Source organism: Novosphingobium ovatum, assembly GCF_009909235.1.
Classification (GTDB): domain Bacteria; phylum Pseudomonadota; class Alphaproteobacteria; order Sphingomonadales; family Sphingomonadaceae; genus Novosphingobium; species Novosphingobium ovatum.
In genome coordinates this window covers 94,880-108,642 of record NZ_JAAAPO010000003.1, presented here as the reverse complement: position 1 = coordinate 108,642, position 13,763 = coordinate 94,880, and the positions used below count along the sequence as shown (strand labels likewise).

Sequence of the window (13,763 nt, the reverse complement as noted above, 5' to 3'; positions counted from 1 at the left end):
CATCCCTTAGCTTGCGCGCGAGGCCTTGCCCGCAGGCGCGTTATGGTCAGCTAACCCCAACCTTATTGTCGTCAATGATAGCAATTTCGCGCGATCCGCCAAGCGCCATTCCCCCACGTTTCGCAGGGTGACACGCAGGCCTGACACGCGCCGCCAGCAGACAGAAAAAGGGCGGAAGGCGGCCCGATGGCTGCCTTCCGCCCAAGGAATACCGGACCACGGAACGCTCCCCGGGGAGGGATAATGCGCTTGTCCGGCGTGCGGGATAAGCTGGGCGCCCAAAAAGGAGTGGGCGCCATATGATGGCCCGAACGGCGCAAATGCACCATTCGGGCCGGTTAGAATGTTCAAACAATCAGTCTGTTAGACTGAATTACGCCTCGGTCAGGCCGCGCGTACGCCAGCTGTCGACATAGTTTTCGCGGGCCACGCGGCTGTAAGGCACCGACGAAACGATCGCGCGGACTTCCAGCTGCTTGTGCGGCTCGACGGTGGTCTTGCGGGTGCCACCATTTTCTTCGCCCCACACCACGCGCACTTCGCTGCCCACGGGGATCGAGGGGTCGATGGTGGCGAGGCTCAGCGCCTGCTTTTCGTTGTACGAGAAGCCGGTAAACATCGACAAACCAACGGTTTGGCCATCGGGACCAATCACGCGGTCATAGTTCGACGAGGCATAGTTGGCCAGCGGCACGTCGAAGAACTTGTAGGCTTCGCCGTCCGGGTTGAACATGCTGGCCATGATCTTGGCCATGTCCTCGGGATGCCAGGCCAGCGTGACCTTCTTGCGCTGTTCGGCCGGGTTCAGAGCTTCCAGGGCTTCACGGCCGTGGAAGTCATGGTCGAACTTGACGAAGTTGCCATAACCCAGTTCCCACGGGTTCAGGTAATAGTCTTCGATGTTGTCCGACACGAACGAACCGCCGATCGAACCGGTGGCTTCATACGAGTCAGCACCCAGCCATTCGCGGAAGCCCTTGAGCTTTTCGCCGGTGTAGATGGCGGGCAGCGGCGAGGGGATCCAGCCCGATTCCAGCGTGTTCGACGGATAGGCGCGGCTGCCGCAAGCGATCAGGCCGAATTCCTTGCCAGCTTCCAGAATGGCGGCGCGGATTTCTTCCTGCTCGGCATAGGGGCCCCAGATTTCCAGACCCGGCGCGCCCGACATGCCGTGACGCAGCGTGCGCACGGTCTTGCCGGCAATGTTCATGGTGCTCATGTTGAAGAACTTGAGCTGTTCCAGCGGACCACCATGCAGCTTCTCGATCACGGCCCAGGCGTTGGGGCCCTGGATCTGGAAGCGCCATTCCTTGCGGGTGACGGGCTTGCCCATGGGGCGCATCGGCGAACGGTCGTCCAGCTCGATCTCGACGTCATAGCCACCGGTGGCGGCGTGGTAGCGCAGCCAGTTGCTGGCGGGCGCGCGGCCGACATAGGTGAACGATTCTTCTTCTTCCCAGAAGATGATGCCGTCGCCGATGACATGGCCATAAGGCGTGGTCGGCACGTACTGCTTGGCCTTGTTCACGGCCCAGCCCTTGGGGCTGTTGATCATGGTGTCGGACAGCAGCTTGAGCGCGTCCTTGCCACGGATATACAGGTTCACCATGTGGTGCGACTGGTCGAACAGCACCGCCGAATGCTGCCACGCCCACTGTTCCGAACGCCAGTTCGAAAACTCGGGGGCAACGACGGGGTACACATACGCGCCAAGCTGCGAGTTGCGCAGCATTTCGACGATATTGCCGGCGCCAGCCAGCACTTGGTCAAGATTCTGAGCGGCCATGATCGGATCCTCTCTCGTTTTGGGTTGCTGATCGCCGCATAGCAAATTTTGTAAGCTACACAAACAAAATCTGCGCGGCGTTCGCGCTTTTTTACCGCGTGCGAAAATTTGCCTTTGTGCGCAGCGATTTTGTGCGGCGCACCATGGCCCGGGGCGGTACGCGGGGCGGGGACAAAAGGCGATGGCCGCCCCCTGCCCCATGGCAAGGAACGGCCATCCCGTTGATTCGCGGTGATTATCCGTTAACGCACGTAGAGCGCGCCGGCAGGCCTTAACGCGCGTGGCCCGTCCCTGCGGCGCGCCTTCAGCGCGCGTGGCCCGTCCACGTGCGCAGGCCCGGCGCAGTGCGATCCTCCCCCGCCAACGCGCGCGCCACAGCCGGGCGCGCGGTCATGCGGTCGCGCCATTCGATCAGGCGGGGACACCGCTTGGCGATCTCCATTTCGGGGAACATGCGCTCCACCATCATGCCGCAGTGGCTGTAGAAATTGATGTCGGCCAGCGTATAGGCATCGCCCGCCAGCCACGCGGTCTGGCCCAGCTGCGCCTCAACCTTGTCGACCGCATATTCGATCTTGGCCGTGGCGTTGTCCAGATCCGCTTGCGAAAAGCCGCTGCGCGCGGTCGCCCATTTCTTGCGCTGATCGGGCAGTGGGATGCTCTCCAGCAGCTTTTCAAAATCGCCCGATTCGATGTTGCGCGCGATGATGCCCACCATCCGGTGCCAGCCATGCATCGAGACATGGTTCATCACATGCTCGTCGACGAACTTGTTCCAATAGCGCATCCGCGCCGCGCCCACCGGATCGCGCGGGCGCAAGGGGCCGCCCTCGGGCTGGGCATCGGGAAAGGCGTCTTCCAGATATTCGTTGATCACCGTGGTGTGGGTGATGATCGCGCCGTCATGGTCCAGCACCGGCACTTGGCCCTCGGGGTTGATGGCGGTGAACCACGGCTGGTGCTGCTCGAACTTGTGCAGGTCGACATAGACGCTCTGCCAATCCAGCCCCTTTTCGATCAGGGGAATCATGGATTTCAACGAATTGGCGGCGGGTTCGGCGTGGTAATATTTCAGGGCCATCGACATGCTCTCCGTTATTATAGCCTGTGCGCCGCCGCCATCCGGGTCAGGCCAGCCCCAGCAGGCGGGCGGCGTTGTCCTTCAGGATGCCGGGCATCACCTCCTCGCGGAAGCCGACAGCCAGCGCGGCATCGATCCATTTTTGCGGGTGGATCAGCGGGAAGTCGCTGCCGAACAGCATCTTTTTCTTCAGCTGCGTGTTGGCGTATTGAATGATCTGCGGCGCGAAATATTTGGGGCTCCATCCCGACAAGTCGATGTACACATTGGTCTTGTGCAACGCCATCGACAGGCTTTCGTCCACCCAGGGCCATGACGGATGGGCCAGGATGATCTTCATGTCGGGGAAATCCACCGCCACATCATCCACCAGCATCGGCTGACCATATTTCAGCCGCACCCCGCCGCCGCCGCGCATCCCCGTGCCCATGCCCGAATGGCCAGTGTGGAAAATGGCGGGCAGCTTGTAATGGTTGATCACCTCGTAAATGGCGTAACCCACCTGCTCACCGGGGGCGATGTTCTGCATGATGTGGTGGAATTTGAACCCCTTGACCCCGTGGTTCTCGATCAGGTCACGCGCCTCGCGCGCGCCCAGCTTGCCCTTGTGCGGGTCGATGCTGGCAAAGGGGATGCAGACATCATCGTTCTTGGCGGCGAATTCGGCGATCTCGTAATTGGACACGCGCTTGGCGCCGATGCCCGCCTCGCAATCCACGGTGAACAGGCAAAAGGCGATTTGCTGCTCACGGTAGATCTCGACGATCTCGGGCATTTTGGGGCGTTCACGCGGGGCCTTGAAATAGGCGCTGGCGGCGTCGAAGAACTGGCCCATCACCGGGTCTTCGGGATCGTGGCAGGACACTTCGGCGTGGACGTGAACGTCGATGGCCTTGATCTTGGACAGGTCGATGGGCACGGGGCATTCTCCGGTAAGCGGTGGGGGCAAAGGGCCAGACCACCCCATAGCCGCATCAGGCCACAGCGTTAGCCGCCTTCCCGCTGCGTTTCCCACCGTGAAACGCGACAGGCGGGCGCCGGAGATCTCCCCAGCGCCCACATCGCCTTACTTCTCGCCCAAAGCCTTGTCTTCATTGGCGCGGGCGATGACGTAATGGCGGATCGATTCGACCTGTTCGGGGGTGAACTGGTCCTTCCACGCGATCATGCCACGGTCCTTCAGCAGGCCGTCATAGACGATCGACTTCCACAGATCAGCGCTGGCCAGCGCGCCGCTGCGGCGCAGGTCGGGCGTGACGCCGCCACCCACCGCCGCGTCGCCATGGCACACGCCACAGAACCGGCCGAACAGCTGACCACCGGCATCCGACACGGCCTTGGGCGCGGTAACGGCGGGCGGGGCCAGCGGCGCAGGGTAATGCGGGTCGGTCGCGGGGGGCAGCTTGGCCGTGCCGCCGATCTTGAACACCAACAGGCGCGAGACGTTCTTGACCGGGCCGGACTTCCACGCCAGCGCGCCGGTGGCCAGCGGCCAGATACCGCCCCAACCGGCCATCACGGCTACATATTGCTCACCCTTGGCGGTAAAGGTGATAGGGGCGGCAACGATGCCGGTCTGGGCCGGGAACGACCACAGCTTCTTGCCGTCCTTGGACGAATAGGCGACGAAATTGCCCGCAGCCGTGCCCTGGAACACCAGACCACCGGCCGTCGCCAGCAGGCCGCCGTTCGACGGGCCGGGGTAGGGCACGCGCCAGCGCTCGGACTGCGTGATCGGATCCCACGCGATCAGCGCGCCCTGCGTGGCCGCATTGGCCGCCGCGCGCACCGCGGGAATCGCGGGCATCGCCGCCGCGGCAAAGTCCATGCCGTTGTTAAAGCCATATTTGGCCGGCTTGAAATCCTTCATCGGGATATAGGGGAAGGCAGCGATCTGGGCCGGGATGAACATCAGCTTTTGCTTGGGATCATAGGCCATCGGGTGCCAGCTGTGCGCCCCGCCCGCGCCCGGCGTCACGACAAACGGCTTGCCCGTCTGGTCAATGCGGGCATCGGGGTTGAAGATCGGGCGGCCCGTCACCGGGTCCAGCCCCTTGGCCCAGTTCACCGGGACATAGTTCTTGCCCGAGATGAACTTGCCCGTCTCGCGGTCGATGACATAGAAAAAGCCGTTCTTGGGCGCGTGCATCAGCACCTTGCGCGGCTTGCCACCGATCTCCATGTCGGCCAGCACGATGTGCTGCGTCGCGGTGAAATCCCATGTCTCGCCCGGCGTTTCCTGGAAGTGCCAGACATATTCGCCGGTCTTGGGCCGCACCGCCACGATCGAGGACAGGTACAAGTTGTCCCCACCACCGGGCGAGCGATAGGCCTGATTCCACGGGCTGCCGTTGCCAACGCCGATATACAGCAGGTCCAGCTTGGCGTCATAGGCCATCGAGTCCCAGACCGTGCCGCCACCGCCCAGCTTCCACCATTCGCCCTTCCACGTCGCCTCGGCGCGCTTCAGGTGTTCTTCCTTGTTCTGGCCGGGTTGCGCCGGGACGGTATAGAACTTCCACACCTGCTTGCCGGTGTTGACGTCATAGGCCGCGACAAAGCCGCGCACGCCCATTTCCGCCCCGCCATTGCCGATGATCACCAGACCATCGATCACGCGCGGCGCGCCGGTGATGGTATAGGGCTTGGACTGGTCCACCGTCACGGTTGACCACAATTGCTTGCCCGTGGCGCGATCAAGCGCGATCAGGCGCCCGTCCAGCGTGCCAAAGAACAGCTTGTCGCCCCATGCGCCCATGCCGCGGTTGACCACGTCACAGCAGGCCTTGACCGCCGTTTCGCCCGGCACCTTGGGGTCGAATTCCCAGATCAGCTTGCCGGTGACCGCGTCATAGGCCTTGGCCTTGGACCAGGCGGTGGTGGTATAGATGATGCCGTCGATCACCAGCGGGGTCGCTTCCTGCCCGCGCTGCGTGTCCAGATCGGCGAACCACGACAGGCCCAGACCCGCAACGTTGCCGGTGTTCACCTTGTCCAGCGGGCTGAAGCGCTGTTCGTCATAGGTGCGGCCATGGCTAAGCCAGTTGTCGCCCTTTTCCGCGGCGGCCTCAATCGCGGCCTGATCGACGGTGATGCTGCCGCCGGGCAACAGGTTGCACCCAGCCAGCGCCCCAGCCGCGATGCCAGCCAGCACAAATGCGCGGATCTTGCCCGAAAACGGCGCGCGCGCGCCGAAGCGATTCTTCGCGATACCCTGCATAACCTCTCCTCACGGCGTCGATTTGCGCCACCCGCGTGCCATGGGCACGGTCTGACACCGCCTTTGTATGCAATGCTTACGTTTTTTGAGGGGGGTGGGTCAAGGGGCAACAACAGCTTGCCCCAACAGGAAAAGGCCCCCTGCGCGCGATCCTGCACCACCTGCGAAAGCTGGGCAAGATCACGCGGCAAGGAGCCTTTTGCCGGGTTGGACAGGCACCGGGTATGAGGCCCCGGCGCTGGCCGATTTCAGTATGTTCAGGCCGGTTCCAGCACCCCGGCCGGCCGTCAGGCCGGTTCCAGCACCATCGTGGCGGCGGCCGTGTTCGAGATCGGAATGTGGTAATTGCGGTGGATTTCGGCGGCAACGCCCTCACCCATCGCGCCACGCGCGCCGATCCAGTTCAGAATTTCCACGCCCTGCGTGCCCGAAAGGCGCACGATTTCATGCACGCTGTCCTTGGTCAGGGCGGCGGGATCGACCGACAGATTGTCCATGCAGAACTTGTCATAGTCCTGATTGATGAACCCAGCGCGCTCGCCGTCCAGCTGGTGCGACAACCCGCCCGTACCGATGACCACGATGCGCTCGTCGCCCTGCCAGCTCTGGATCGCCTTGTTCACCGCCTGACCCAGCGCCAGCACACGCTTGGCCGAGGGCAGCGGGTGCTGCACGGTGTTGATGGCGATCGGCACCAGCTTGGTCGGCCACTTGTCCGCGTTGGGATAGGCCAGTTCGAAGGGAATCGACAAAGCGTGGTCGATCAGCATCTTCTGGCAGGTGGTGATGTCGAACTCATCCTCCACCAGGCTTTCGATGATGTGCCAGCTCAGCGGCAGATGGCCCTCAAAGCTCTTGAACAGGGGCAGGCCCCAGCCTTCGTCGGCATTGTCATATTGCGCGGCCGCGCCCACGGCAAAGGTCGGCATCTTGTCCAAAAAGAAGTTCAGGCCGTGGTCGTTGTAGAACACGATCGCCACATCCGGCTTCACCTTGGCCAGCCATTCCTGCACCGGCGGGAAACCGTCAAAAAACGGCTTCCAATAGGGGTCCTGCTGCAGGCCACGATGGATCGCGCCACCGATGGCGGGCACGTGACTGGTGAAATAAGCGCCTACGATCTCAGCCATTGACCATCTCCCCCTTCATCATTTCGGCATGCGCCGCTTCGTATGTTTCGCCACGGCCCTGCGCCAGCAGCATGGCCTTGAACTTGTCCACCGGAACGCCGGTCTGCAGCGAACCCACGTCCTGCACGTTCAGACCGAAAATCCCGGCCAGCTTGGCCAGATAATAGATGTTGCCGCCGGCTGCGATCATGCCCAGCACGCTGCGGTCAGCCACCGCCTTGCGTTGTTCGGGCGTCAGGTTGAACTTGGCGCAATACCCGTCCTCGTCATCCAGAAAGGCCTGACGGTTGGCCGCGTCATTGAACGAAAAACACATGTCGTTCAGCGCGAAACCCTTGGCCGCGGCATCGCCGTCGAACAGGTGGGTGCCGGGGATCGGCTCCGGCTTTGCAGGTGAAGAACTCATACGCCTCTCCATGGCTGTCAGGGCCGACTGGGGTGCCGCCCGATATTCGTAAGTCTTGCTTACAAAATGCGGCGCGACATTGATCCGCATCAAATGGATGGCATACTGCTCAAAACGGCGGAAATCGGCGGTTTTCTTTGCATTTCACGCAATTTGGCCGCGATCGACCGCCAGCTATTGCCCCCGCTGGCCCATAAAATTGCGCATCGCCCCATCAGATAGTGCTGCGCCCTGCCCCGCGCCCCGCCTGCGGTAAGGATTGCCCTGCCCCCGTGCCACTTCGGCACAGCGCCAAAAAGCCACGGTTAACGCCATTTCAACCCTGCGGATTTGCCCGGATACCGGCCACATTCACGGAGGTTTTCGATGCAACCCTTGTTGCTGGTGCTGATTCTGACAAGCGTGGCGATGTCCGCCTGCGCGCAATTGCTGCTGAAACTGGGCGTGAGCTCGGTGCGGGTGGCGGGCGATGCGGGGGCGGCGCAGGGCGTCATGGCCTATCTGCTCTCACCCTGGGTGATCGGCGGGCTGGGGTTGTATGGCTTGGGCGCGGTGGTGTGGCTCTATGTGCTGGCGCGCCTGCCGCTGTCGGCGGCCTATCCCTTTGTCGGCATTGGCTTTGTCTTGACCATGCTGCTGGGCGTTGTCGCGCTGGGCGAAAGCCTGAGCGCGTGGCGCGTGGCGGGCACGGCACTGATCGCGCTGGGCTGCATCTGTGTGTCGAGGAGCATTGCCTGACATGACCCATATGCCTGACATCACCGGCTTTTCCCCTGCCGCAACAGCCCCCCGCACGGCGGCCGGCGCGATCAGCATCGGCGCGTTGCTGGTGTTTGCGCTGGCGCTGCGGGTGACGGCCTGTTTTGCCCTGCCCCAAACGCTGCAAAGCGATGGTCTGGCCTATTTCACCATCGCGCAACATATGGCGCAGGGGCAATGGGCCACCGACAACATGGGGCAACACGCGTTCTATTCCATCGGCTATCCGCTGGTGCTGACGCCGTTCTTTGCCCTGTTCGGGGCCAAGGTGGCGGTGGCGATCGTCGTCAATCTGGGGCTGGCGCTGATCAGCGGCCTGATGCTGGTGCGGGTGGCGCGGGACTCGGGCCTGTCGGCGCTGGGACAGAAACTGGCGCTGCTGGCCTATGCGCTGTGGCTGCCGGGGATCTGGAACGGCACGATGCTGGCGCGCGAGAACCTCTCGACGCCGCTGATCCTGGCGCTGGTGTGGATCGCTCTGCGCATCGCGCAAAGCGGCCCGCGCCTGTCGCTGGCGCTGGCCGCTGGCGCGGTGTGGGGCGGCGCGCTGCTGGCGGGGACATCGGCGCTGATGACGGTGGCCGCGCCCGCGCTGGCGTTGGCGGTGGCCACCCGCTGGCGGGTGAGTGCCATGCTGGCGCCGCTCTGCGCGCTGGCGCTGGGCGCGGGACTGGTGGTCTCGCCCTGGCTTTATGCCACGCATCAGATGCTGGGCCATGCCACGCTGTCGACCAATTCGGGCTTCAACCTGTATGTGGGCAACAATGACGCGGCAACGGGCCGGTTTGTCTCGATCGCGGCGACCCCTGTCGGCCCGCAATGGAAAGCCATGCGCGCCGATCTGGGCGAAATGGGCGCCACCAGCGCGCTGGGCCGGGCCGCAACGCAATGGATCATCGCCAACCCCGAACGCGTCGTCGCGCTGGGCCTGACCAAGCTGGGCCTGTTCTGGGCGCCCAACCTGCCCGATCGCGCCGATTTTGCCGCCTCGCGCACCGTGGCGCTGATCCGCATGGGCGAGGTGGCGCAATATCTGCTGTTTGTCGGCCTTGGCGCGTTTGGCCTGTGGTCTGGCGCACTGGCGGGCCGCGCCCGCGCGATCCTGCTGATGGCGATTAGCGGGTTCTGGGGGCTGCACGCGGCGGCCTATATCATCGAGCGCTACCGCGATCCGATCATGCCGCTGGTGATGGTGCTGGCCGCCGGCGTGTTGAGCGACATTCTGACGCGCCGCATCAGGCATAACAGCGCCCACACAGGCGCACAGGGGGAGGCAAGCCATGCTGCATGAACGCATTGGAGAGGATGTGCCGCTGGTGGTCGATCTGGACCGCACGCTGATCACCGGCGACGTGGCGATGGAGGCCATGGTCGAGCTGGGCAAGCGCGGGTTCTGGGCCATTCTGGGGATGGTCTGGATGTTCCTGCGCGGCCGCTCCAACCTGAAAACGCTGTTGGCGCGGCGGATGCCGGTCGATCCGGCCACGCTGGCCTATCGCCCGCAGGTGCTGGAGCTGATCGCGCAAGCCCGCGCGTCGCGCCGCCCGGTCATTCTGGCCAGCGCCGCCCATTGGCGCACGGCGCATCGCGTGGCGGCCCATCTGGGCCTGTTTGACCGGGTGATCGCCAGTACCCACGCCGCCAATGTCAAAGGCAGCGCCAAGCTGGCCGCGATCCGCGCCGCCGTGGGTGACAAGCCGTTTGACTATGTGGGCGATTGCGCTGCCGACCGGCCGATCTGGCGCGCGGCGCGCGTCGCCTATACCGTCGACGCGCCCACCGGCACCGCGCAACAGGAACGCATCGCCCCGCGCGGCAACATCGCCCGCGCCTTGCTCAAGGCCGCCCGCCCGCACCAATGGGCCAAGAACGCGCTGGTCTTCGTGCCGCTGGCCTCGTCCGGGATGCTGGCCAATGTCGGGGCGATTGGCGCCTCGCTGCTGGCCTTCATCGCGATGAGCGTGATTGCCTCCAGCGTCTATCTGCTCAACGACCTGCTGGACATCGAGGCCGACCGCCTGCACCCCAAAAAGCGCAAGCGCCCGCTGGCCAGTGGCGCGCTGCCGATCCCGGTGGCGCTGGTGGCAACCGTGCTGGCGGCGGTGGCGGGTCTGGGCGCGGCATGGCTGCTGGGCGTGCCCAGCTTCTCGGCGATGGCCTGCTATTTCGCGCTGACGCTGGCCTATTCCATGCGGCTCAAGGCGGCGATGATTGCTGACGTGCTGACGCTGGCGTGCCTCTATACCATCCGCATCGTGGCGGGGGCGGCGGCGATTGGCGTGCCGGTGTCGTTCTGGCTGCTGTTGTTCAGCACCTTCTTCTTCCTCAGCCTCGGCTATCTCAAGCGCTATGTCGAACTGCGCAGCTCCCCGCGTGAAGAGCACGAACTGCTCTCGGGCCGGGGCTATACCCGCTCCGACACCGAGATCGTGGCGATCAGCGGGCTGGCGGCGGGGATGGTCTCGATCCTGGTGCTGGTGCTGTTTGCCGAAGCGATGGCCAAGACCGGCGCCTATGCCACGCCGCAATTGCTGTGGCTGCTGCCGCTGCCGCTGCTGTACTGGCTGAACCGCGTGTGGATGATGGGCCGGCGCGGTCAGGTCGACAGCGACCCGGTGGCCTTTGCCATCACCGATCCCAAAAGCATCGGGGTGGCCGGCATGCTGGGCGTGATCCTGATCGCCGCCAAATTCGCGCCGCTGGGCGGGGCGTTGACCGCGATGGGCATCACGCTGGGATAAAGACGGGGTAACAGACAAGGGGGCGGGCGGTGTCGCTCCGCCCCCCGCGTCCGCTTAATGCTTCAACCAGCCATTGCTGGTCAGCCACAACAGGAACTGGTCCATCACGCCGGTGGTGGTGGTCCCGGCCTTGCCCATGCCAAAGCCGTGGTCGCCAGTCTGATAGGCGTGCAGTTCCACCTTGGCCCCGGACGCGCGCCACGCGGTTTCCACCGCGAACGACCGGTTGGGGAACAGGCTGTCATCCCATGCAATCGCGGCGAACATCGGGGGCGCCTTGTCGGGCACGGTGACGGGCGTTTGCGGGCCATAGATATAGCCGAAAAACGCCGGACGCGCCGCCGGATCGGCCGCCAGCGCGGCGTTCATCGACGTCATCGCCCCGGCGGAAAAGCCGATCATCCCCACCCGCGCCGGATCCACGCCATATTTGGCGGCATTGCCCCGCACATGGGCCAGCGCGGCCAGCGCGTCCTGAGTGGCCAGCGGGTTGTTGATGCTGGGCGGCGCGGCCGGGTCCTTTAGCGCGGCGGCCAGACGCGCGCCCATTTCGGGGAAGCCGTCCTTGTCCGCGGGCGCGGTGGGCAACAGGCGGTATTTCAGCACAAAGGCGGCGATGCCGTGATCGGCCAGCCATTGCCCGACATTCCACCCTTCGTGCCCCATGGCCAGCAACATGAAGGCCCCGCCCGGCGCCACCACTACGGCAGCGCCCGTGGCTTTACCCGGAGCGGGCAGGAAGGGGGTGATCGTCGGGCGCGTCACATTGCGCACCGCCACGGTGTCCCCCCCGCGCGACCAGTTCTCGGTGCTGGCGCTGCCGACATTGGCGTATAGCGGCACCGCGCCCGGTTCGGCCGGGGCAGCGATGGGCGAAAATTGCGGCATTTGCGCCATGGCATTGGGCGCGCACCACAGCGTGGCCAAGGCGGCCAGCGCAAGGGTCTTGGTCTTCACATCCACTCTCCCCAATAGGCAAAGGGCAGGGAGCGGCCGCATTCATTGCGGTCCGCCCCTGCCCCATCTGCCGGTGTTACAATGAATTTGCGCGGGCAATCGCGCTCAACACCGCCGCGCTGGGCTTTGCTGTGCGGGCAAAACTGGTGCGGTCCACGCTGTGCAGGCCATATTTCGGGCGATAGCCAAAGATCCATTCGAAGTTGTCGATCAACGACCAATGGACATAGCCCAGCACCGGCACCCCATCGGCCATCGCGCTGCGCAGGCTGTTCAGCGCGCCGGGGATAAAGCTGGCACGCACCGCGTCATCATCGCTGCCCACGCCATGTTCGGTGACAAAGATCGGCAGGCCGGTCGCCTGATGGGCATAGCGCACCGCACCACCCAGTGACGCGGCATAGACCTCGGTCCCGGACCAGTTCAGCACCGCCCCGGCAGGCGCGGGTACACGCGCCTTTTCGCCCCAGATCACGCGCTCGTAATTCTGCACGCCCAGGAAATCATCGCCCCGCACCGCCTCCAGCCACGGGCCATAGAACATGGCGCGCATCGCGTCGCGGATCGACGGCTTGCCCGCCTTTTCCTCCTGATCGTCAAACATCGAGAGCGAGACACCCACCGGCAGATCGGGCCGCACCGCCTTGATGGCGTCCCGCCCAGCCTTGTGCGCGGCCACCATGTTGCGGGTCGAGGGCAGGATGTCATCGCGCCCCATCACATTGCCCGCGGCAAATTTGGGCACGTTCAGCGCCTTGGCGGCGGCGGCCAGCATCGCTTCCTGCATGCCCAGCACCGGCGGCGGCAAAATGACCGAGAGCATGGTGGGCAGATTCGGCTCGTTCAGCGTGGTGGCGTGGCTGATGTCGGCGGCCAGATGGCGCGCGGCGCGCTCGGCATAGCGGGCGAACAGGGCGGGCGATTGGGGGTTGGTCCAGCCGCCCTTGGCCGCGAACCAGCGTGGACAGGTAAAGTGGTTGAACGTCACCAGCGGGCGCAACCCACGTTCGCGCGCCCCGGCGATCATCGCCTTGTAATGGTTCAGCATGGCGATCGAGAACTGGCCCTCTTCGGGCTCGATCCGCGCCCATTCCAGGCTGAAGCGATAGGTGTTCAAGCCCATGTCCCGCACCAGATCCATGTCGGTGCGCCACAGGGCAAAGCTGTTGCACGCGTCCCCGGACGGCTCGGCAAAGACGCCGGGCTTGACCTGCTCCATGAACCATGTGTCGGACGCGGTGTTGTTGCCTTCGACCTGATGGCCGGCGGTGGCCACGCCCCACAGGAAACCGCGCGGAAAAGCGCCACCGGCCGGCAGGCCAGCAGGGGCGGGCTTGGGCGCGGGCTTGCGGCGGGCGGCCTGCGCGGGATCGGTCACTGCCTGCCCAGCGGCCAGCGCGGCAACGCCTGCCATGATCGTGCGGCGGTCAAACATCACTACTCTCCCCAAGGGTGGCCCCATTGGCGGGGCAATTGGCGCGCATATTTGCTGATGGCGCGCAGATGACAATCGGGGGTTTGCTTATACCCCTGCCAAATCTCGTTATCGCGGGCGGGGTGCAAACTGCGCGAATGCAAAACACCCCGGCCTGCAAAGGGGGCAGACCGGGGCGCATGACATGGCCGGGGCGGCAAGCGGTGGAGAGAGACCGCCCCGGCCAAAGGAGACTGCTGTGGGCCGTC

At 64.6% G+C, this 13,763-nt stretch carries 11 protein-coding genes; 3 read left to right on the top strand and 8 right to left on the bottom strand.

The window, feature by feature from the left end; all coding sequences use genetic code 11:
• Positions 1 to 373 precede the first annotated feature (373 nt).
• From ligM to GTZ99_RS08065, 6 genes are all read right to left on the bottom strand, one after another.
• Positions 374 to 1,786: a vanillate/3-O-methylgallate O-demethylase gene (gene ligM / locus GTZ99_RS08090; RefSeq protein WP_161717808.1), complete on the bottom strand. Its 1,413-nt coding sequence runs from the start codon at positions 1,784 to 1,786 to the stop codon at positions 374 to 376.
• Positions 1,787 to 2,090: 304 nt separating this feature from the next.
• On the bottom strand, positions 2,091 to 2,873 hold the full coding sequence (locus tag GTZ99_RS08085; RefSeq protein ID WP_227711193.1) for a glutathione S-transferase family protein: 783 nt from the start codon (positions 2,871 to 2,873) through the stop codon (positions 2,091 to 2,093).
• A 40-nt stretch (positions 2,874 to 2,913) separates the two neighbouring features.
• A complete protein-coding gene (locus GTZ99_RS08080; RefSeq protein ID WP_320076655.1) occupies positions 2,914 to 3,786 on the bottom strand; it encodes an amidohydrolase family protein in 873 nt (290 codons plus the stop codon).
• Between the two features lie 147 nt (positions 3,787 to 3,933).
• Positions 3,934 to 6,087 carry a PQQ-dependent dehydrogenase, methanol/ethanol family gene (locus GTZ99_RS08075; protein ID WP_161717807.1) on the bottom strand — a complete coding sequence of 718 codons (2,154 nt, stop codon included), beginning with the start codon at positions 6,085 to 6,087 and terminating at the stop codon, positions 3,934 to 3,936.
• Between the two features lie 287 nt (positions 6,088 to 6,374).
• A complete protein-coding gene (locus GTZ99_RS08070; RefSeq protein ID WP_161717806.1) occupies positions 6,375 to 7,217 on the bottom strand; it encodes a class III extradiol dioxygenase family protein in 843 nt (280 codons plus the stop codon).
• Positions 7,210 to 7,623 carry a protocatechuate 4,5-dioxygenase subunit alpha gene (locus GTZ99_RS08065; RefSeq protein ID WP_161717805.1) on the bottom strand — a complete coding sequence of 138 codons (414 nt, stop codon included), beginning with the start codon at positions 7,621 to 7,623 and terminating at the stop codon, positions 7,210 to 7,212. The genes GTZ99_RS08070 and GTZ99_RS08065 overlap by 8 nt, the downstream gene beginning before the upstream one ends.
• Before the next feature lie 366 nt (positions 7,624 to 7,989).
• Here GTZ99_RS08065 and GTZ99_RS08060 point away from each other — a divergent pair, with 366 nt between their 5' ends.
• The 3 genes from GTZ99_RS08060 to GTZ99_RS08050 are packed head-to-tail and all read left to right on the top strand — an operon-like array spanning position 7,990 to position 11,123.
• Positions 7,990 to 8,361 carry an SMR family transporter gene (locus GTZ99_RS08060; RefSeq protein ID WP_161717804.1) on the top strand — a complete coding sequence of 124 codons (372 nt, stop codon included), beginning with the start codon at positions 7,990 to 7,992 and terminating at the stop codon, positions 8,359 to 8,361.
• Between the two features lies 1 nt (position 8,362).
• A complete protein-coding gene (locus GTZ99_RS08055; protein WP_161717803.1) occupies positions 8,363 to 9,673 on the top strand; it encodes a hypothetical protein in 1,311 nt (436 codons plus the stop codon).
• Entirely contained in the window at positions 9,663 to 11,123 is a 1,461-nt protein-coding gene (locus GTZ99_RS08050) for a UbiA family prenyltransferase (RefSeq protein ID WP_161717802.1), read from the top strand. The genes GTZ99_RS08055 and GTZ99_RS08050 overlap by 11 nt, the downstream gene beginning before the upstream one ends.
• 54 nt (positions 11,124 to 11,177) lie before the next feature.
• Here GTZ99_RS08050 and GTZ99_RS08045 read toward each other — a convergent pair whose 3' ends face one another.
• Both GTZ99_RS08045 and GTZ99_RS08040 read right to left on the bottom strand, forming a co-directional pair.
• Positions 11,178 to 12,080 carry an alpha/beta hydrolase gene (locus GTZ99_RS08045; RefSeq protein ID WP_320076654.1) on the bottom strand — a complete coding sequence of 301 codons (903 nt, stop codon included), beginning with the start codon at positions 12,078 to 12,080 and terminating at the stop codon, positions 11,178 to 11,180.
• 76 nt (positions 12,081 to 12,156) lie between these two features.
• Complete coding sequence (locus GTZ99_RS08040) at positions 12,157 to 13,515, bottom strand: family 1 glycosylhydrolase (RefSeq protein WP_161717801.1); 1,359 nt, start codon at positions 13,513 to 13,515, stop codon at positions 12,157 to 12,159.
• Positions 13,516 to 13,763: the final 248 nt, after the last annotated feature.